The organism is Bacillus sp. FSL R5-0659 (assembly GCF_038008785.1).
In the GTDB taxonomy this organism is placed as follows: Bacteria; Bacillota; Bacilli; order Bacillales; family Bacillaceae; genus Bacillus; species Bacillus safensis.
On record NZ_JBBOZU010000001.1, the window covers coordinates 1585523 to 1606504 of the forward strand.

A 20982-nucleotide genomic window follows, 5' to 3' on the forward strand; every position below is an offset into this window, starting at 1 on the left:
GATATAAGGGGGAACCATAAAAATGAGTAGTGAGTTGTTAGATGCCCTGACTGTTCTTGAGAAAGAGAAGGGTATTAGTAAAGAAATTATAATTGAAGCGATAGAAGCTGCACTCATTTCTGCATATAAGCGTAATTTTAATCAAGCACAAAATGTTCGTGTTGATTTAAACCGCGAAACGGGAACGATTCGTGTGTTCGCAAGAAAAGATGTTGTAGATGAAGTGTATGATTCTCGCCTTGAAATCTCTGTAGATGATGCAGCCAATATTAACCCGAATTACATGGTGGGTGACGTCGTTGAGATTGAAGTCACACCAAAAGACTTCGGACGCATTGCAGCTCAGACAGCGAAACAAGTTGTGACGCAGCGAGTGAGAGAAGCAGAGCGTGGTGTGATCTACACTGAGTTTATCGACCGCGAGGAAGACATTATGACGGGAATCGTTCAGCGAATTGACAGTAAATTCATTTACGTGTCACTTGGCAAAATCGAAGCCCTTCTTCCTGTCAATGAACAAATGCCAAATGAAGAATACAAACCACATGACCGCATTAAAGTGTTCATTACAAAAGTAGAAAAAACAACAAAAGGGCCACAAATTTATGTGTCTAGAACACATCCAGGTCTTTTAAAGCGTTTATTTGAAATTGAAGTACCAGAAATTTATGATGGTACTGTAGAGCTTAAATCGGTTGCTAGAGAAGCTGGAGACCGTTCTAAAATATCTGTTCGTACAGATGATCCTGATGTTGATCCAGTTGGCTCCTGTGTTGGACCAAAAGGTCAGCGTGTACAAGCAATTGTCAATGAGCTAAAAGGCGAAAAAATTGATATTGTCCATTGGTCTAATGACCCGGTTGAATTTGTTGCCAATGCACTGAGTCCATCAAAAGTACTTGATGTCATTGTGAATGAAGAAGACAAGGCGACAACAGTCATTGTCCCTGATTATCAGCTGTCATTAGCGATTGGTAAAAGAGGTCAAAATGCTCGTCTTGCAGCGAAGCTGACCAGCTGGAAAATTGACATTAAAAGCGAAACAGATGCAAGGGAACTCGGTATTTTCCCAAGAACTGAAGACTCTGAATCTCTTTTCTTAGAGGCTGAACCAGTTGCTGAGGAATCTGACGAATAAGAGGTGATATAAAAGGTGAAAAGCCGAAAAAAAATCCCGCTTAGAAAATGCGTCGTGACGGGAGAAATGAAACCAAAGAAAGAACTGATCCGTGTTGTTCGTTCGAAAGAAGGAGAAGTGTCTGTTGACGCTACCGGAAAAATGAACGGACGCGGGGCTTACCTTTCTCTCGATAAAGAAACCATTCTTGCGGCAAAGAACAAACGCAGTTTACAGCAGCAATTTCAGACACAGATTGACGAACACATATTTGAAGAATTACTAGAACTAGCTGAAAAGGTGAAAAAACCTAATGAATGAATCTGAATGGTATCCTTTGCTTGGTCTAGCAAATCGAGCTCGTAAAGTCGTGTCAGGAGAAGATCTGGTGATCAAAGAAATTAGACATGCGCGTGCTAAGCTGGTTCTTCTTGCAGCAGATGCCTCACCTAACACAGAAAAAAAGGTATCTGACAAATGCAAATTTTATAATGTTCCGGTTAGAAAAGTTGAAGACCGTTCCGTTCTCGGACGTTCTATTGGGAAAGAAGCTCGCGTAGTTGTCGCTGTCACTGACCAAGGCTTCGCTAAGAAGCTCATAAGCTTGCTCGATTAATTTATTTGGGGGTGAACGAATGGCTAAAGTGAGAGTATATGAATACGCAAAAGCCATAGATGTTTCAAGTAAAGATATTATAGCAGCGCTTAAGGATATGAACGTGGAAGTGAACAACCACATGGCGACGCTTGAAGACGACACTGTGAAAAAGCTAGACGCTATCTATAAAAAAGCCAAAGCAAAAGAGACAACTAACGAGAAACCCGCAGAACAAAAAAAACAATCATCTAACAAAAACAATGATAGAAAGAAGAATGACGTGCAGAATAATCAATTTAATAAAAACAAAAAAAACAACAACCAAAATAAAAACAAAAATAAACGTGGTGGAAATAACAAACCGCAGCATCAGCAAGCTAGACCTGTGAAGCCTAAAAAAGAGCTTCCTGAAAAAATTGAATTTACAAATTCAATGACTGTCGGCCAGCTGGCTGATGAGCTTGGAAAAGAAACAGCTGAAATCATCAAAAAGCTGATGATGCTTGGTGTTATGGCAACGATCAACCAAGAACTTGACAAAGATACAGTTGAATTAATCGCTTCTGAATATGGTGTTCCAGTAGAGGAAGTCATTATTTTAGAAGAAACTGAACTTGAAAAGTATGAAGTTGAAGATAAAGAAGAAGATATGCAAGTACGCCCTCCAGTTGTAACGATCATGGGACACGTTGACCACGGGAAAACAACTCTTCTTGACAGCATTCGTAAGACAAAAGTCGTCGAAGGCGAAGCAGGTGGAATCACGCAGCATATCGGTGCATACCAAATCGAAGAAAATGGCAAAAAAATTACGTTCCTTGATACACCTGGACACGCAGCATTCACAACGATGCGTGCACGTGGTGCCGAAGTAACGGATACGACAATTCTGGTTGTTGCAGCAGATGATGGTGTTATGCCTCAGACAATTGAAGCGATTAACCATGCGAAAGCGGCAGAAGTGCCAATCATTGTCGCTGTCAATAAAATTGACAAACCAACAGCAAACCCTGACCGCGTGATGCAGGAATTAACTGAGCATGGTCTTGTACCAGAAGCTTGGGGCGGGGAAACGATCTTCGTGCCACTATCTGCAAAAACAGGTGAAGGCATTGACGAATTGATCGAAATGATCCTTCTTGTCAGCGAAGTAGCAGAATTGAAAGCCAACCCAAATCGTGCGGCAAAAGGGACTGTTATCGAGGCTGAGCTTGATAAAGGAAGAGGTTCTGTTGCAACCCTTCTGGTTCAAACAGGTACACTTCATGTAGGTGACCCAATCGTCGTCGGAAATACATTTGGCCGTGTACGTGCAATGGTCAATGATATCGGCCGCCGCGTGAAAACAGCAGGACCATCTACACCTGTTGAAATCACTGGTTTAAACGATGTACCAAATGCAGGGGATCAGTTCCTCGTATTCAAAGATGAAAAAACAGCTCGTCAAGTTGGTGAGGCGCGTGCTTCTAAGCAGCTGGACGAACAGCGTTCAGACAAAGCAAAATTATCTCTAGACGACCTATTTGAGCAAATCAAACAAGGTGACGTAAAAGATATCAACTTGATCGTGAAAGCAGACGTACAAGGCTCTGCTGAAGCATTAACGGCAGCTCTTCAAAAAATTGAAGTCGAAGGCGTAAAAGTGAAAATCATCCATACGGGTGTTGGAGCGATTACGGAATCAGATATCATTTTAGCAAGTGCTTCTAATGCCATCGTGATTGGCTTTAACGTACGTCCTGATGGAAATGCGAAGAGCACAGCTGAGACTGAAAACGTTGATATCCGCTTGCACCGCATTATCTATAAAGTCATCGATGAAATTGAAGCTGCGATGAAAGGAATGCTTGACCCTGAATATGAAGAAAAAGTCATCGGTCAAGTTGAAGTTCGTCAAACGTTCAAAGTATCTAAAATCGGTACAATTGCTGGCGGCTATGTAACTGAAGGAACGATTACAAGAGATAGCGGAATCCGCTTAATCCGTGACGGCGTCGTTATTTTCGAAGGCGAAGTTGACGTGTTAAAACGATTTAAAGATGATGTGAAAGAAGTTTCACAAGGCTATGAATGTGGTATTACCATTAAGAAATACAATGATATCCGTGAAGGTGATGTTATGGAATCATTCGTTATGCAAGAAATCGAAAGAAAATGATCGGTTATACCGAATGTGAGTGTATGATCTATGATGCATCCTCACTGAAGGAAAAACGTGCGGTTCTTCAGCGTATATTGACTAGAACGCGTCATAAATTCAATGTAACCATTGCTGAAATGGATTACCAGGATACATGGCAGCGTACATCAATTGGAATCGCCGTGATTTCCTCATCTCGGGTTCAAGTGGAAAAGGAGCTTCAGCGTGTATTAAGCTTTATCGATTCTTTTCCTGAAATTGAACGAACGATCACGAAAACTGAGTGGTTTTAATTAGAGGTGATAAGATCATGAGTATGAGAGCAACCCGTGTGGGTGAGCAAATGAAAAAAGAATTGGGCGACATCCTAGGCAGAAAGCTAAAAGATCCAAGAATCGGCTTTTTGACTGTAACTGATGTCGAAGTATCCGGTGATTTGCAAATTGCCAAAGTCTACATTTCTGTTCTTGGCGACGAGAAGAAAAGAGAGGAAACCTTAAAAGGCCTTGCAAAGGCTAAAGGGTACATCCGCTCTGAAATTGGCAATCGAATCAGACTTCGCAAAACACCAGAACTTCATTTTGAATTCGACGAATCCGTAGATTACGGAAACCGAATTGAAAGCCTGATTGCTGAATTAAACACAAAAGATCACGAATAAGACGTTGAAATAAGGATAGGCGATGATCGTCTGTCCTTTTTCATCGTTTATGAAAGGAGAGAACGCGGATGATAAATGGTGTTCTTTTATTACATAAAGAAAGAGGCATGACCTCTCATGACTGTGTGTTTAAGGTAAGAAAAATCTTGCACACAAAAAAAGTCGGACATACAGGCACCCTCGACCCAGAGGTTTCAGGTGTTCTGCCTATTTGTATCGGAAGAGCAACGAAGATTGTAGAATACTTAACAGATAAATCGAAAACGTATGATGCAGAAATCACGATTGGCTTTTCTACAACAACAGAAGACCAAACAGGTGAGATCGTAGAAGAAAAAAAAGTGGAAAAACCGATCTCAGAAAAAGACATTGATGCGGCGCTGAAGCAGTTTGAAGGAACTATTGAACAAATTCCTCCCATGTTTTCTGCTGTGAAAATTGGCGGGAAAAAGCTCTATGAATATGCTAGAGAAGGCATTGAAATTGAACGGCCAAGCCGTGAAATTACCATTCACCGTATCGAGCGGACTACACCTGTCACATATGAGGATGGCAGCGTGTCATTTAGATTCACCGTACTATGCTCAAAGGGAACATATGTGAGAACTTTAGCGGTTGATATCGGTAAGAAACTAGGGTTTCCAGCCCACATGTCACATCTCATTCGTACAGGATCTGGTGATTTTACACTTGATGAATGTATCACGCTGGATGAGCTGCGAGAGATAAGTGAGGAAGGAACTGTAGATGAGCACCTTGTCCCGATCGAGCGTGCGCTCAATCATTTGCCGAAATGGGAGATAAATGATACATTAGCAAGTAAAGTGGAAAACGGTGCAGTCCTGCCAATGCCTGATGAATTTGCTCATTTCGCAGAGGAGGATCGTGTCGCTGTATTTGCTCCTTCAGGTCGTTGTCTGGCGATATATATGAAGCACCCGACCAAACAGAACCTGATGAAGCCGGCGAAGATCTTATCTCAGGACAAGCAATCTTAAAGAAAAGGTGACATCTCGTGAAGACTATACATATTTCACACCCACATACATTGAATCAAAAGGATCAAGTCCCGTCTGTCATGGCTTTAGGGTACTTTGACGGTGTTCACCTCGGGCATCAAAAAGTCATTGACGAAGCGAAAAGCATTGCGAAAAAAGAAGGATTGGCCTTAGCGGTCATGACCTTTCATCCGCATCCTTCACATGTTTTGCAAAAGGCACGGGAACCAAAAGACTTAATTACACCGCTTGAGGATAAAATTGATTTTATCAAGCAGCTGGGCGCTGACTATTTATACATCGTACAATTCAGCGAGAGCTTTGCAGCTCTATCTCCTCAAGAGTTTGTGGATCAATATTTGGATGAATTGAATGTGAAGCACGCAGTAGCGGGGTTTGATTTTACGTTTGGCCGTTTTGGTGCAGGCACAATGGAAACGTTCGATGAATACGGAAAAGGGCGTATCACGGCAACTATTGTACCTAAGCTGTCCAATCAAGACCGAAAAGTCAGCTCCACTCTCATCCGTTCCGCATTAAAAAATGGGGATGTTGAATATGTGAGCGAGCTATTAGGAAAACCTTATCAGCTTCGCGGTATTGTCATCCATGGAGACAAACGCGGACGGACGATCGGTTTTCCGACAGCTAATGTCGGCTTATCTGCTGAATACATTATTCCGCCAACAGGGGTATATGCAGTAAGAGCAGAAGTGAAAGGCAAAGAATATGACGGCGTTTGTAACGTTGGCTATAAACCAACATTCTATGAAAAGCGTCCTGATCAGCCTGCCATTGAAGTAAACCTTTTTGATTTTAACGAAGAAATCTATGGCCAGCCGATTAAATTACAATGGTTCAAGCGCATTCGCAGTGAACGAAAATTTAACGGAATCCAGGAGCTGACGGCTCAAATCAGTCAAGATAAAGAAGAAGCGATTCAGTTTTTTCAAGATCAGCTCAAACAAACAAAAAAATCATAGAAAAACTGCTCTACCATTTGCAAATTCAGCATATTTTTAGTATGATTATTCCTGTAGCTTTAAAACCACTTACTTGGCAAACCGACTTCACCGACGGTTGCGAGGTAGATGGGGCTAACATGATTTGGAGGTGAAACAGGATGGCAATTACTCAAGAGCGTAAAACGCAATTAATTAATGAGTTCAAAACACACGAATCTGATACTGGATCTCCAGAAGTTCAGATCGCTGTCCTAACAGAATCAATTAACAACTTGAACGAGCATTTACGTACTCATAAGAAAGATCACCACTCACGTCGCGGTCTTTTGAAAATGGTAGGTAGACGTCGTAATCTTCTTACGTATCTACGTAATAAAGACGTAACTCGTTACCGTGAGTTAATTAACAAACTAGGCTTACGTCGATAATCGTAAAAAGCGGGAGGATTCCCGCTTTTTTATCGTATAATCACTAATATTTTATGGTTAAAATGTTGAAAGAATGGCAAAAACCCTTCTACATACAGCTTTCACATTGATATGTGAAAATCATTTTGTTCATAATAAGAACTAACTAAAACTTTACGATAAGAGAGGAGTTTATCTCAGAATGGGACAAGAGAAACATGTCTTCACCATAGACTGGGCTGGACGTCAACTGACTGTTGAAACTGGCCAGCTTGCAAAGCAAGCAAACGGAGCGGTCCTCGTACGCTACGGAGATACGGCTGTGCTTAGCTCAGCAACAGCTTCTAAAGAACCAAAACCACTTGATTTCTTCCCGCTCACTGTGAACTACGAAGAAAGACTATACGCAGTAGGTAAAATTCCTGGCGGCTTCATTAAAAGAGAAGGCCGCCCAAGTGAAAAGGCGATCCTTGCGAGCCGCTTAATTGACAGACCAATTCGTCCGCTGTTTGCAGATGGATTTAGAAACGAAGTACAAGTTATTAGTATCGTCATGAGTGTGGATCAAGATTGCTCATCTGAAATGGCTGCAATGTTTGGCTCATCTTTAGCTTTATGTGTGTCTGACATTCCATTTGAGGGACCAATCGCCGGCGTTACAGTAGGACGAGTGGATGGAAAGCTGATCATTAACCCAAATGTGGAGCAGCTTGAGCAAAGTGACATCAATCTTGTAGTTGCTGGAACAAAAGATGCGATCAACATGGTAGAAGCTGGTGCTGATGAAGTACCGGAAGAAACAATGCTTGAAGCGATCATGTACGGTCACCAAGAAATCAAACGCTTAATTGAATTCCAAGAAGAAATTGTGAAGGCAGTCGGTAAAGAAAAAATCGATATTCCTTTATATGAAGTAGATCAAACGTTAGCAGACGAAGTAAAAGCCCTTGCTGAAGCAGACCTGCTGAAAGCGATTCAAGTACATGAGAAGCATGCGCGTGAGGATGCAATCAGTGCTGTGAAAAAAGCTGTAGTCGAGAAGTTTGAAGCAGAAGAACGTGACGAAGCAACGATTAAACAAGCAAAAGATGTATTAAACAAGCTTGTCAAAAACGAAGTTCGCCGTCTGATCACTGAAGAGAAAGTACGTCCAGATGGACGCGGTGTAGATCAAATCCGCCCACTTTCTTCAGAAGTAGGACTCCTGCCAAGAACGCACGGTTCAGGCTTATTTACAAGAGGACAAACACAGGCGCTTAGTATTTGTACATTAGGTGCACTTGGCGATGTGCAAATTCTTGATGGTCTAGGTGTTGAAGAATCAAAACGCTTCATGCATCATTACAATTTCCCGCAGTTCAGTGTTGGTGAGACAGGCCCAATGCGTGGTCCAGGCCGCCGTGAGATCGGACATGGCGCACTAGGTGAACGTGCACTAGAACCGGTGATTCCATCTGAAAAAGATTTCCCTTATACGGTTCGCCTTGTTTCAGAGGTATTAGAATCAAACGGGTCTACATCACAAGCAAGTATTTGCGCAAGCACACTTGCGATGATGGATGCGGGTGTTCCAATTAAAGCACCAGTTGCAGGGATTGCAATGGGACTTGTGAAATCAGGGGAATACTACACAGTGCTGACAGACATTCAAGGAATGGAAGATGCACTTGGAGATATGGACTTTAAAGTTGCAGGTACATCAAAAGGTGTCACAGCACTTCAAATGGACATCAAAATTGATGGTCTATCAAAAGACATCTTAGAAGAGGCTCTTCAACAAGCGAAAAAAGGAAGAATGGAAATCCTAGACAGCATGTTGTCAACGATTCCTGCTTCTAGAGGAGAATTGTCTCGTTATGCACCAAAAATCTTAACGATGACAATCAATCCGGATAAAATTCGCGATGTCATTGGACCAAGCGGTAAACAAATCAATAAAATCATTGAAGATACCGGTGTAAAAATCGATATTGAACAAGATGGTACAATCTTTATTTCTTCTACAGAAGAAGATATGAACCAAAAAGCGAAGAAAATCATTGAAGATCTTGTGAGAGAAGTTGAAGTAGGACAGCTTTACCTAGGTAAAGTCAAACGCATTGAAAAATTCGGTGCCTTCCTTGAAATCTTCAGCGGAAAAGATGGACTTGTTCATATTTCTGAGCTTGCGCTTGAGCGTGTGGGCAAAGTAGAAGATGTCGTGAAACTTGGCGATGAATTACTTGTCAAAGTCACTGAAATCGATAAACAAGGCCGTGTGAACCTTTCTCGGAAAGCTGTTTTACGTGAAGAAAAGGAAAAAGAAGAAAAGCAGTCTTAATGAGATCAAATAAAATGTGTTAGAAGCCAGGTACCCGTGCCAGGCTTCTTTCTTTTCTTGCGCTAACAATAGTTCTAGCTTGTTTCTCCCCATCATAATTTGTGGTAAAGGGGAGGGACAACCATTGAAAAAAACGTTACCATTCATTGTGTTTGTATTTTTACTGCTCGTGTCATATCAAACGATGAAGCAGCCGACTGCTGTTACATATATTGAATCAATGAAAGAGCATGCCGAGGTAGCATCTGTTTCCAAAGATATTTTATATCAGGAGATTGAATCGAAGTCTTCTGACTATGAAGTAAAGGCGCAAAATGCTAAGATTGATAAAGTGTGGAAAAAGATACCTGGCTTAAATGGACAGACAGTTGATATCGATGCCTCTTATGAAAAAATGAAGAAACAGGGGTCATTCGATGAAAAGCTGCTTGTTTTGAATGAAACAAAACCATCTATTCATTTACATGAACTTGGTGCTGAGCCCATTTATAAAGGCCATCCAGATAAAAAAATGAATGCATTCCTCATCAACGTAGCTTGGGGTGACGAGCATTTGATCAACATGTTAAAGACGCTGGAAAAGCATCAAGTCAAGGCGACCTTTTTCTTAGAAGGCAAATGGGTGAAAAAAAGCACAGAGCTTGCTAAAAAAATCGTGGCAGATGGTCATGAAATTGGAAATCATTCATACAATCACCCAGATATGCGCACACTGACAAGAGAACGAGCATTAGAGCAGATAACGAAAACAAATCGCCAAATTGAAGAATCCCTTGGGAAGAAACCAAAATGGTTTGCGCCTCCAAGCGGCAGCTTTAAAGAAGAAACAGTTAAGCTTGCCAAACAAGAAGGCATGGAAACCATTATGTGGACAGTTGACACCATCGACTGGCAAAAGCCATCACCGGCTATTTTACAAAAGCGGGTGCTTGGGAAAATTCACAATGGGGCGATGATATTAATGCATCCAACAGATGCAACGGCGAAAAGTCTTGACGCACTTATCACTCAAATCAAGGAAAGAGGATATGAATTAGGGACGGTTTCTGACCTCCTAAGTGAAAAAAGACATCCGTGATGCGATCTGTTTGTTGAATAGGAGGAGCAAAACTTGGTCAAAACGTATACTTGCCAAAACGGAGTAAGAATTGTACTCGAAAACAATCCCACTGTAAGGTCTGTCGCAATTGGCGTCTGGATTGGAACAGGCTCTAGACATGAGACACCTGAAATTAATGGGATCTCACACTTTTTAGAGCATATGTTCTTTAAAGGGACAAAGACAAGATCTGCACGTGATATCGCAGAATCCTTTGACCGCATCGGTGGTCAAGTGAATGCCTTTACATCAAAAGAATACACTTGCTACTATGCAAAGGTGCTTGATTCACATGCTGGCTACGCCCTCGATGTATTAAGCGACATGTTCTTTCACTCTGCTTTTGATGAAGAAGAGCTGAAAAAAGAAAAAAATGTGGTGTATGAAGAAATTAAAATGTATGAGGATACACCTGATGACATCGTTCATGATTTATTAAGCAAAGCCATTTATGGTGAACATTCATTAGGATATCCGATTTTAGGAACAGAGGAAACACTTTCTACCTTTAACGGAGACTCACTTAGAAAATATATGGATGAATTCTACACGCCGGACCGCGTTGTGATCTCTGTTGCAGGGAACGTAGATGAGACCTTTATTCGTGAGGTTGAAAAGCTATTCGGCTCTTATGAAGGAAAAGGGAAAAAGCAGCCTGTCGAAGCTCCAGCATTTCATTATGACAAGCTCACACGCAAAAAGGAAACGGAACAAGCGCACCTATGCCTGGGCTTTAATGGCCTTCCAGCGGGAGATAAAGGCATCTATGACTTAATCGTCTTAAATAATGTTCTTGGCGGAAGCATGAGCAGCCGATTATTCCAAGATGTAAGAGAGGACAAAGGACTTGCTTATTCCGTCTTCAGCTATCACAGTTCGTTTGCAGATAATGGAATGCTCACGATTTATGGCGGAACTGGAGCGAAGCAGCTAAACCTGCTCTCTGAGACCATCTTACAAACATTAGACGTCTTAAAGCGTGAGGGAATCACGCAGAAAGAACTAGAGAACTCTAAAGAGCAAATGAAAGGCAACCTTATGCTGAGCCTTGAAAGCACAAACAGCAAAATGAGCCGAAACGGTAAAAACGAACTGCTCCTTGGCAAACATCGGACACTCGATGAAATTATTGACGAAATCAACAGCGTCACATTAGACGGCGTGAATAACTTATCAAAACGCATCTTTACAGAAGATTACGCGCTCTCGCTTATTAGTCCGACGGGTGATCAGCCATCATAATGTAAACAACACGGCAGACTCAAAAAAAGTCTGCCGTTTTTATTGTAGGTAAAGAAGAAAGGGGTTCTGCTTTCATGGAACTTGAAAAACTGAAACAGCTGTCTCCACTTCTGACACAAACTATTTCCTTCCAACGAATGACATCTGGTTTTTCGGGAGATCGTACCTTTTTGGTTACAATATCATCTAGTGAAAAGATGGTGCTTAAGTTATCGGACATTCAAACGTATTCCCGCTTTAAAAGAAAAGCATCAGTTCAGCGGAAGTTTAAAGATCGAGGGATTCTTTGTTCTGAATTGATTGAGATTGGAATAAGTGCTGAACTAAACTGTACCTATCGTATTTTCTCCTATATTGAAGGCGAGATTGGTAGAGATTCCATCCATCTACTCACGAATGAAGAGCAGTATGAGATCGGGAGGCGGGCAGGTAGAGAGCTAAGTTTGATGCATGCATGTCATGCACCTTCTCATGTTCGTCCATGGAATGAGAAGGTCATGGCAAAACATGAACGGTATGTACATGCTTATCAATCAAGTGGCTTGTCGTTTCCCAAGGATCAGTTTGTATTAGATTTTATCAAGTCGCATGCTGATGAGGTAAAAGAGAGACCTAACCAGTTCCAGCATGATGATTTTCATTTAGGGAATATCATCATACAAGGTAATCAGTATGCCGGTGTGATTGATTTCGATCAATCCGACTGGGGCGACCCGGTTCATGACTTTTATAAATTGTCCTTATTTAGTCGAGAAAGCAGCATTCCGTTTTCAGCTGGACAATTGGATCAATACGTGAGTACGCAGTCCACAAACAATTTTTGGCTTCTTTTTTCCATCTATACAGCAATGAGCTGTTTTTCCTCTATTGTCTGGACACTTTCCTATGATCCGGGACATGTAAAAGACATGTTAAACCGAGTGGAGAGAATGCTGACAGATCATAATTACTTTCATCAACTTAAGCCTATTTGGTATACCAACTCGCATCACATAACTTGAAAAGAGCAGGACGGTCTATTTCTTCCTTTTAATGCATATATGATACGGAAGGGAAGTGATGCGATTTTGAGGCTGAGTGAACTGTCAGGAAAAGAGATCGTCGATATTAAAAGAGCGGAGCGGCTTGGCGTGCTTGGACAAACCGACCTTGAAATCAATGAACAGGACGGTCAAATTACAGCACTCATTATACCTTCCGTGAAGTGGTTTGGCTTTCGAAAACAAGGAAATGACATCCGCGTCCCGTGGAATCACATTCAAAAAATAGGATCAGATATGATCATTCTCGATGTGCCTGAAGAACTTCAGCCGCACGGAGAAAAAGAGCACCCACAATAATGGGTGCTCTTTTTCTTTTCTCTCTCTGATTCGTTCACAGGCTGAATCCTCTCCTCATATGCTGAAAGGGAGATTCAGAAAATATTACAGACTTTTTTAAATAAAGAAGGTGAACGGTCAGTATGTTGAGCGGTTTAACGGTTGCGGTGATCGGGGGAGATGCAAGGCAGCTTGAAATTATTCGCAAGTTGTCACAGCAGCATGCCAAAGTGTTTTTGGTCGGATTTGATCAGCTGGATCATGGATTTATTGGTGCTGAAAAGCTGAAAATGTCTGAACTTCCATTCGAACAAGTAGACAGTATGATCCTGCCAGTATCTGGGGCAACGGATGAAGGCGCTGTTGCTACAGTTTTTTCAAACGAGCAGGTCTTGCTGGAAGCGAAATATTTAGAAAGAACCCCTGCCCATTGTACCTTGTACTCAGGTATTTCAAATACGTACTTAGACAATCTGGCAAAGCAGGTGAACCGGAAGCTTGTGAAGCTGTTTGAGCGAGATGATATTGCCATATATAACTCTATTCCAACAGTTGAAGGGATTATCATGATGGCCATTCAGCAAACGGACTATACGATTCACGGGTCACATGTCGCTGTTCTCGGACTTGGAAGAACAGGACTCACGATTGCCCGCACATTTCGGGCACTAGGGGCAGACGTAAAAGTAGGGGCGGCAGACACGGCACATTTAGCGAGGGCCTTTGAGATGGGGCTTGATCCATTTTCAATGGACCGGTTAAAAGAAGAAGTAACGGATGTTGATATTATCATCAATACCATTCCAAGTCTTGTATTAGATTCATCTGTCATCGTCAGCATGACACCAAAGACACTCATTTTGGATATCGCCTCCCGCCCAGGCGGAACAGACTTTGACTTTGCACAAAAGCACGGAGTGAAGGCACTTCTTGCACCAGGACTCCCGGGGATTGTTGCACCAAAGACAGCAGGGCAAATCATTGCAAAAGTGCTTTCCGGGCTTTTATGTGAACTTGCGGAGGAAAAAAGGGGGATGGAATCATGACAACATTAAAAGGTAAAAGAATCGGCTTTGGTTTAACAGGTTCCCACTGTACGTATGAAGCCGTTTTTCCGCAAATCGAAGCGCTTGTAAAAGAAGGGGCAGAGGTGCGTCCAGTAGTGTCGTACACGGTGCAGAGCACGAATACGAGATTTGGAGAGGGAGCTGAGTGGATCGAGCGGATTGAGAAGCTGACTGGATTTCAAGCGATTGACTCAATCGTGAAAGCAGAGCCGCTTGGCCCTAAGCTGCCGCTTGATTGTATGGTCATTGCGCCTTTAACTGGAAACTCGATGGCGAAATTTGCAAATGCCATGACAGACAGTCCTGTTTTAATGGCTGCTAAAGCGACGATTCGAAATCATCGACCTGTCGTTTTAGGTATCTCAACAAATGATGCGTTAGGCTTAAATGGTACAAATCTGATGAGACTGATGTCGACAAAGAATATTTTCTTTATTCCGTTTGGTCAGGATGATCCATTCAAAAAACCGACCTCTATGGTGGCAAATATGGATCTGCTATCTCAAACAGTAGAAGAGGCACTCCAGCATAGACAAATTCAGCCGATTTTAATTGGACCAAACGAATAATAGATTCACTAGAAAATCATGAAAGATTCAAAAAAGATGCTTCAAGCCTTGCTTTTCTATGGTAAAATAAAATGTAAAAAGTCATAGGATGGCCATCCGAAAGAAAAGAATCATGGATGGGTCGGAAGGAGTTTTACTGATGGGAAGAGGATTGCATGTAGCTGTAGTTGGAGCGACTGGAGCTGTCGGTCAACAAATGTTAAAAACACTAGCTGACAGAGATTTTGAAATGGATACACTTACTCTACTATCCTCAAAACGTTCTGCTGGAACAAAAGTGACATTCAGAGGCCAAGAGTACACTGTTCAGGAAGCAACACCTGAAAGTTTTGAAGGAGTGAATATTGCATTATTCAGTGCTGGAGGAAATGTTTCTAAAGCGCTGGCTCCTGAAGCAGTTAAACGAGGTGCGATTGTTGTAGACAACACTAGTGCTTTTCGTATGGACGAAAACATCCCTCTTGTCGTACCAGAGGTAAACGAAAAAGATTTGCATGATCATCAAGGAATCATTGCAAACCCTAACTGTTCAACGATTCAAATGGTAGCGGCATTAGAACCGCTTCGTCAGGCGTATGGAATGAAAAAAGTCATTGTCTCTACGTATCAAGCAGTATCAGGTGCGGGACATGAGGCCATTGACGAACTATACAGCCAATCACAAGCCATTTTAAATAAAGAAGATGTAAAACCAGAAGTTATGCCTTATCAAATTGCATTTAATGCGATTCCGCAAATTGATAAATTCCAAGACAATGGCTATACATTCGAAGAAATGAAAATGATCAACGAAACGAAAAAAATCATGCATATGCCAGAGCTGGAAGTAGCGGCAACATGTGTGAGACTTCCAATTGAAACGGGACATTCAGAATCTGTCTACGTCGAACTAGAATCAAATGATGCAACAGTGGAAGACCTCAAATCAATTCTAAAAGATGCACCAGGAATTACGCTGCAAGATGATCCGTCTCAGCAAATTTATCCAATGCCTGCAGATGCTGTTGGGAAAAACGACGTATTTGTCGGCCGCATTCGGAAAGATTTGGACCGTCCAAACGGGTTCCATATGTGGATTGTATCTGATAACCTGCTTAAAGGTGCTGCATGGAATTCAGTTCAAATTGCAGAAAGCTTAAAAGCATTAAAATTAGTTTAACATTTAATGGATGTTGAGGACGAACAGAAGAGAGTTAGGCATCTTTCGCCTGCTCTCTTCTGTTACGTCAGAATGAACTTGGAGTGAAAACAGTGAAAATAATTGTCCAAAAATTTGGCGGTACATCTGTCAAAGATGATCAAGGTAGAAAAAGGGCACTCGCACATATCTTATCTGCAAAAGAGAAAGGCTATAAGTCGGTTGTCGTCGTTTCTGCAATGGGACGAAAAGGTGATCCCTATGCGACAGATACGCTGCTTGGTCTGCTTTACGGCAGCGCGCAGCATATGACAAATCGAGAAAAAGATTTGCTTGTTTCCTGCGGAGAGAATATCTCAGCTGTTGTGTTTTCAAGTATGCTGAATGAAAACGGTCTAAAGGCTGTAGCGATGACTGGAGCTCAGGCGGGCTTTGTAACAGATAAGGAGCATACAAGTGCGAAAATTATTGACATGAAGTGCGAACGTCTGGAGGCAGCACTGTCTGAACATGATGTTGTCGTTGTTGCTGGATTCCAGGGAGCCGCGAAAAATGGAGACGTGACAACAATCGGACGAGGTGGCAGTGATACGTCCGCCGCTGCTTTAGGCGCTGCATTGCAGGCAGACTTTATTGATATCTTTACAGATGTAGAAGGCGTTATGACAGCAGATCCCCGTATTGTTGAAAATGCAAAACCGCTGAGAGTCGTGACATATACGGAAATTTGCAACCTCGCATATCAAGGGGCAAAAGTCATTCACCCGAGAGCTGTCGAAATTGCGATGCAAGCAAAAGTACCAATGAGGGTCCGTTCAACATATTCTGATGATGAGGGCACACTCGTTACATCACACTACTCAGATAAAATGAGCCATGATGTGTACGACCGCCTCATTACGGGTATTGCACATGTCAATGATGTGACGCAAATCAAAGTTCCAGCAAAAGAAGGTCAGTACAGCGTACAAACAGAGGTCTTCAAAGCAATGGCAAACGCACAAATCAGTGTCGACTTCTTCAACATCACACCGAGTGAAATTGTGTATACAGTAACAGGTGCAATGACTGAAAAGGCAACGTCGATCCTAAAAGATCTTGGCTATATGCCAATTGTGACAACAAATTGTGCGAAAGTATCAGCTGTTGGCGCAGGCATTATGGGTGTACCAGGTGTCACATCTAAAATTGTATCGGCACTATCCGAGCAAAACATTCCGATTTTACAATCAGCTGACAGTCATACGACCATTTGGGTGTTAGTGAACGAAGAAAACATGAGAGCGGCCGTCAATGCCCTGCATGAAGTGTTTGAACTTTCAAGATAAATGTGATTGAATCATGATGAGGTGAAAAAAATGAATTTCGGAAATATCGCAACAGCTATGATTACACCTTTTGATAAAAAGGGCAACATTGATTTCCAAAAACTATCAATTCTCATTGATTATTTATTAAAAAACGGCAGTGACTCCTTAGTCGTTGCAGGGACAACAGGCGAATCGCCAACTTTATCGAATGAAGAAAAAGTCGCTCTTTTTCAGCAATCGGTCAAATTAGCAAATGGTCGTTGTAAAATCATTGCAGGAACAGGCAGTAATAATACAAATGCGTCTATCAAACTAACGAAAAAAGCAGAAGAAGCGGGCGTTGATGCAGTGATGCTTGTCGTACCTTATTACAACAAGCCATCACAGGAAGGCATGTATGCACACTTTAAAGCCATTGCCGAGTCTACATCTCTTCCTGTCATGCTTTACAATGTACCAGGAAGAACGGTCGCTTCATTAGCACCAGAAACAACGATTAAGCTTGCGCAAATACCTAACATTGTTGCCATCAAAGAAGCAAGTGGCGATCTTGATGCCATGACAAAAATCATTGCTGAGACGCCAGAAGATTTCGATGTATATTCAGGGGATGATAGCTTGACACTTCCGGCTGTATCTGTTGGTGCAAAAGGAGTTGTCTCTGTTGCGTCTCATATCGTAGGACTGGATATGCAGCAAATGCTGAAAAGCTATGCTTCAGGCCAAACAGCGAATGCAGCATTGATCCATCAAAAGCTGCTTCCAATCATGAAACAGCTTTTCTCAGCGCCAAATCCAACGCCTGTCAAAACAGCCCTTCAGCTGAAAGGACTAGACGTCGGATCTGTTCGTCTTCCGCTTTTGCCTTTGTCAGAAGAAGAGAGACTGGATTTAAGCAGCGTTTTAAACAGCTGATCAAAACAAAAGATTTCGTAAGCGGTCATTCTCAGATGTCCCTGAGTATGACCGTTTTTTATACATAAACACTTTCTTAAAATGTGACTTCATCTTGTTTTCTAAAATTAGATTCAGTTATAATAGCATTAAGCGATGATGGACGGGCTTGAGACTAGGAGGATAAGAATTTTGAAAAAGAAAAATACAGAGAACGTAAGAATTATTGCACTCGGAGGCGTTGGAGAAATCGGGAAAAACCTATATGTCATTGAGATTGATTCGGACATATACGTGGTAGATGCAGGCTTAATGCATCCAGAAAACGAAATGCTAGGCATTGACGTCGTCATTCCTGATATCTCTTATTTAACAGAACGTGCTGATCGGGTGAAAGCAATTTTTCTTACCCACGGACATGATGAAGCAATCGGAGGCGTATTCCATTGCTTGAGCAAATTGTCTGTACCAGTCTACGGAACGAAGCTGACCCTTGCGTTACTTCGAGAAAAATTAAAGCAGTATGGCTTCAATCAAAAAGCTGATTTGCGTGAGGTACATGCAAAATCAGTCATTACTTTTGAAACAACAAAAGTATCATTCTTTAGAACGAATCACAGTATCCCTGATTCAGTTGGGATCAGCTTCAAAACCTCTCTTGGTTCAATCGTATGCACAGGTGATTTTAAATTTGATCAAACCCCAGCGCTTAACCAAGCCTGTGACATCGGAGAGATTGCGAAAATTGGAAACAATGGCGTTTTAGCACTGCTTTCAGACAGTGCAAATGCTGAAAAACCAGGTTATACACCTTCTGAGGCGCTCGTCCAAGACGAAATCTCAAATGCGATGTACAATGCTGAAAATCGTGTGATTGTTGCTGTGTCTTCATCTAATATTAACCGCGTGCAGCAGATCATTAATGCAACCAATCAAAATGGCCGTAAGCTTGCCGTTGCAGGGAAGAATATGATGACAACCCTTCAGCTGGCGATCAAGCTTGGTTATGTGACAGCAGATGAAGAATTATTTGTACCCGTTCAAGAAGTGAAGAAAATGGCGAAAAACGATGTGGTCATCCTGACTGCTGGAAGCCACGGAGAGCCGCTTGCTGCTTTAACAAAAATGGCAAAGCAAAATCACAAACAGCTTCATATTGAAAAAGATGACACTGTTGTGATTGCATCTACACCACTTCCTGGACAAGAACTCACATACTCTAAAACAGTGGATTTCCTAACAAGAAGCGGAGCACAAGTCATTTTTGCACAAAAACGTGTGCATGTATCTGGACATGGCTGCCAAGAAGAGTTAAAGCTGATGCTGAACTTACTAAAACCGAAGTATTTAATTCCGGTGAATGGCGAATATCGTATGCAAAAAGCACATTCTCGTATTGCCGAAGAAGTAGGTATGAAACGCAGCGACATTTTCTTGATTGATAAAGGAGATGTGGTTGAGTTTAGAGGACAGAACGTCAAAATCGGTGAAAAAGTTCACCAAGGGAACATTTTAATCGATGGTCTTGGCGTTGGTGATATCGGAAACATCGTGCTACGCGATAGACGCCTGTTGTCTCAAGACGGCATCTTGATCGTTGTCATTACGCTAGATAAACAAAAGAAACAATTAATTTCTGGACCTGAAATCATCACAAGAGGATTTGTCTATGTAAGAGAATCCGAAGAGCTGATTGTGAAAGCAACAGAAATGGTCAAAGGGATTGTCAAAGAGCAAACGGAAAACTCAATTGTTGAATGGTCAACATTGAAACAATCCATGCGCGATGTTCTCAATCAATTCCTATATGAAAAAACAAAACGTAAGCCGATGATCATTCCAATTATTATGGAAGTGTGATGAGAAAAGCCCAAAGAGTATAAGCTCTTTGGGCTTTAGATTATTGACAAAGTGCTAAAATGAACTTTATTTTAGCACTTTGTCTTCTTTTTAGCGTGATAGAAAACCTTTGCAGTCTAGAAAGGACGAGCACCGAAGCGCAGGACTGCGGGCGAATGCGAGGGTTTGTCTACACGCTAAGCCCAAGGAGCATAAGCTCTTTGGGCTTTTTTGATGTAGCGTGAGGAATGCGGATGGAATATGCCCTATTTGTTCATAATAGGAGAAGAGTTTGAGGAAAGGATGGAGACAAATGGACGAAAAGAATGAACAGCAGCCTGAGCGAAAGCCAGAAGAAAAAGACAGTATTATGAGCAAAATACAGCAGCTTGGTGAAACAGCCGTTCCGCAGCTGCCGCAAGATACAAATATCCATTGCCTCACCATTATTGGACAAATTGAAGGCCATATGCAGCTTCCACCACAAAATAAAACAACCAAATACGAACATGTCATTCCACAAATCGTAGCCGTTGAACAAAACCCGAAAATAGAGGGCCTTTTGATCATTTTAAATACAGTAGGGGGAGATGTTGAAGCGGGACTCGCAATTGCAGAAATGCTTGCTTCTTTATCAAAACCAACTGTTTCGATTGTGCTTGGCGGCGGCCACTCGATAGGTGTCCCGATTGCTGTATCGTGTGACTATTCGTATATTGCCGAAACAGCCACGATGACCATTCACCCTGTGCGATTAACAGGTCTTGTCATTGGTGTTCCGCAAACCTTTGAATACTTAGATAAAATGCAGGAAAGAGTTATTAACTTTGTCACAAGCCACTCCAACATTACAGAAGAGAAGTTTAAAGAGCTCATGTTCTCCAAAGGCAATTTGACAAGAGACATCGGAACAAATGTCGTTGGTCATGAGGCAGCGGAATACGGACTCATGAATGAAGTCGGCGGTGTAGGACAAGCGATTAAAAAGTTGAATGAACTTATCGGAGAAAGGGCATCTCAAAACGAGGGGCTGATCCAATGATTTTATATACGCCTATGCCATATGAAGCCATTTACGCTGAGGAACAGGGAGAACGTAAACTCCAGCAGGTAAACATTCAAGGTGTGCCAGTGATGGTTGAAATGAAAGAAGATGAAGCAGAAATCGTTCAAGTCATGAGCACCAATCCTATGGATTTTCTCAATCAAGAGCTTGCACCAGGCAAGCGATTGAAGTTACATTTAGGCACCAATCAAACCGACTCATATGAATGATTCTATGCTATAATAAAGGGAAAA

The 20982-nt window shown here is 41.9% G+C and carries 22 protein-coding genes; all 22 read left to right on the forward strand.

Annotated elements, in window-relative coordinates:
* The first annotated feature begins 22 nt into the window (after positions 1 to 22).
* The 22 genes from nusA (at position 23) to NSQ72_RS08115 (ending at position 20958) form a co-directional block, all read left to right on the forward strand.
* Positions 23 to 1138, forward strand: a complete 1116-nt coding sequence (nusA, locus tag NSQ72_RS08010) for a transcription termination factor NusA (protein WP_024424140.1) — start codon at positions 23 to 25, stop codon at positions 1136 to 1138.
* 15 nt (positions 1139 to 1153) lie between these two features.
* Positions 1154 to 1438, forward strand: coding sequence for an RNase P modulator RnpM (gene rnpM, locus NSQ72_RS08015; RefSeq protein ID WP_024424139.1), 285 nt, complete (start codon positions 1154 to 1156; stop codon positions 1436 to 1438).
* A complete protein-coding gene (locus tag NSQ72_RS08020) occupies positions 1431 to 1733 on the forward strand; it encodes a YlxQ family RNA-binding protein (RefSeq protein ID WP_039178647.1) in 303 nt (100 codons plus the stop codon). Before rnpM ends, NSQ72_RS08020 begins: the two co-directional genes overlap by 8 nt.
* A 19-nt stretch (positions 1734 to 1752) precedes the next feature.
* The gene (infB, locus tag NSQ72_RS08025; RefSeq protein WP_041084836.1) at positions 1753 to 3873 is read left to right on the forward strand and encodes a translation initiation factor IF-2; all 2121 of its coding nucleotides are present in this window, start codon (positions 1753 to 1755) and stop codon (positions 3871 to 3873) included.
* The gene (locus tag NSQ72_RS08030; protein WP_024424137.1) at positions 3870 to 4148 is read left to right on the forward strand and encodes a DUF503 domain-containing protein; all 279 of its coding nucleotides are present in this window, start codon (positions 3870 to 3872) and stop codon (positions 4146 to 4148) included. The genes infB and NSQ72_RS08030 overlap by 4 nt, the downstream gene beginning before the upstream one ends.
* 17 nt (positions 4149 to 4165) lie before the next feature.
* Positions 4166 to 4516, forward strand: a complete 351-nt coding sequence (gene rbfA, locus NSQ72_RS08035) for a 30S ribosome-binding factor RbfA (RefSeq protein WP_007499525.1) — start codon at positions 4166 to 4168, stop codon at positions 4514 to 4516.
* 68 nt (positions 4517 to 4584) lie between these two features.
* Complete coding sequence (gene truB / locus NSQ72_RS08040; RefSeq protein ID WP_064498453.1) at positions 4585 to 5514, forward strand: tRNA pseudouridine(55) synthase TruB; 930 nt, start codon at positions 4585 to 4587, stop codon at positions 5512 to 5514.
* 17 nt (positions 5515 to 5531) lie between these two features.
* Positions 5532 to 6497 (forward strand): bifunctional riboflavin kinase/FAD synthetase, encoded by a 966-nt coding sequence (gene ribF, locus NSQ72_RS08045; RefSeq protein WP_047202192.1) that lies wholly within the window; start codon positions 5532 to 5534, stop codon positions 6495 to 6497.
* A 140-nt stretch (positions 6498 to 6637) separates the two neighbouring features.
* Positions 6638 to 6907 carry a 30S ribosomal protein S15 gene (rpsO, locus tag NSQ72_RS08050; RefSeq protein ID WP_008354438.1) on the forward strand — a complete coding sequence of 90 codons (270 nt, stop codon included), beginning with the start codon at positions 6638 to 6640 and terminating at the stop codon, positions 6905 to 6907.
* Positions 6908 to 7088: 181 nt separating this feature from the next.
* Positions 7089 to 9206, forward strand: a complete 2118-nt coding sequence (pnp, locus tag NSQ72_RS08055) for a polyribonucleotide nucleotidyltransferase (RefSeq protein WP_024424134.1) — start codon at positions 7089 to 7091, stop codon at positions 9204 to 9206.
* A gap of 124 nt (positions 9207 to 9330) precedes the next feature.
* Complete coding sequence (locus tag NSQ72_RS08060) at positions 9331 to 10284, forward strand: polysaccharide deacetylase family protein (RefSeq protein WP_341083743.1); 954 nt, start codon at positions 9331 to 9333, stop codon at positions 10282 to 10284.
* Between the two features lie 33 nt (positions 10285 to 10317).
* Positions 10318 to 11547 (forward strand): M16 family metallopeptidase, encoded by a 1230-nt coding sequence (locus tag NSQ72_RS08065; RefSeq protein WP_039178666.1) that lies wholly within the window; start codon positions 10318 to 10320, stop codon positions 11545 to 11547.
* A gap of 74 nt (positions 11548 to 11621) precedes the next feature.
* On the forward strand, positions 11622 to 12548 hold the full coding sequence (locus tag NSQ72_RS08070; protein ID WP_341083744.1) for an aminoglycoside phosphotransferase family protein: 927 nt from the start codon (positions 11622 to 11624) through the stop codon (positions 12546 to 12548).
* 66 nt (positions 12549 to 12614) lie between these two features.
* Entirely contained in the window at positions 12615 to 12887 is a 273-nt protein-coding gene (locus NSQ72_RS08075; protein WP_024424130.1) for a YlmC/YmxH family sporulation protein, read from the forward strand.
* A 122-nt stretch (positions 12888 to 13009) separates the two neighbouring features.
* Positions 13010 to 13912 carry a dipicolinic acid synthetase subunit A gene (gene dpaA / locus NSQ72_RS08080; RefSeq protein WP_039178673.1) on the forward strand — a complete coding sequence of 301 codons (903 nt, stop codon included), beginning with the start codon at positions 13010 to 13012 and terminating at the stop codon, positions 13910 to 13912.
* Positions 13909 to 14502: a dipicolinate synthase subunit B gene (gene dpaB, locus NSQ72_RS08085; RefSeq protein ID WP_039178677.1), complete on the forward strand. Its 594-nt coding sequence runs from the start codon at positions 13909 to 13911 to the stop codon at positions 14500 to 14502. The genes dpaA and dpaB overlap by 4 nt, the downstream gene beginning before the upstream one ends.
* Before the next feature lie 139 nt (positions 14503 to 14641).
* Positions 14642 to 15661 carry an aspartate-semialdehyde dehydrogenase gene (gene asd, locus NSQ72_RS08090; RefSeq protein WP_024424127.1) on the forward strand — a complete coding sequence of 340 codons (1020 nt, stop codon included), beginning with the start codon at positions 14642 to 14644 and terminating at the stop codon, positions 15659 to 15661.
* Between the two features lie 92 nt (positions 15662 to 15753).
* Positions 15754 to 16968 carry an aspartate kinase gene (gene dapG, locus NSQ72_RS08095; RefSeq protein WP_341083746.1) on the forward strand — a complete coding sequence of 405 codons (1215 nt, stop codon included), beginning with the start codon at positions 15754 to 15756 and terminating at the stop codon, positions 16966 to 16968.
* A 30-nt stretch (positions 16969 to 16998) separates the two neighbouring features.
* Entirely contained in the window at positions 16999 to 17865 is an 867-nt protein-coding gene (dapA, locus tag NSQ72_RS08100; protein WP_039178685.1) for a 4-hydroxy-tetrahydrodipicolinate synthase, read from the forward strand.
* A 171-nt stretch (positions 17866 to 18036) separates the two neighbouring features.
* Positions 18037 to 19704, forward strand: coding sequence for a ribonuclease J2 (rnjB, locus tag NSQ72_RS08105; protein ID WP_012010007.1), 1668 nt, complete (start codon positions 18037 to 18039; stop codon positions 19702 to 19704).
* Positions 19705 to 19996: 292 nt separating this feature from the next.
* Positions 19997 to 20725: a ClpP family protease gene (locus NSQ72_RS08110; RefSeq protein ID WP_064498475.1), complete on the forward strand. Its 729-nt coding sequence runs from the start codon at positions 19997 to 19999 to the stop codon at positions 20723 to 20725.
* Entirely contained in the window at positions 20722 to 20958 is a 237-nt protein-coding gene (locus NSQ72_RS08115; protein WP_008344712.1) for a YlzJ-like family protein, read from the forward strand. Before NSQ72_RS08110 ends, NSQ72_RS08115 begins: the two co-directional genes overlap by 4 nt.
* The last annotated feature ends 24 nt before the right edge of the window (positions 20959 to 20982 follow it).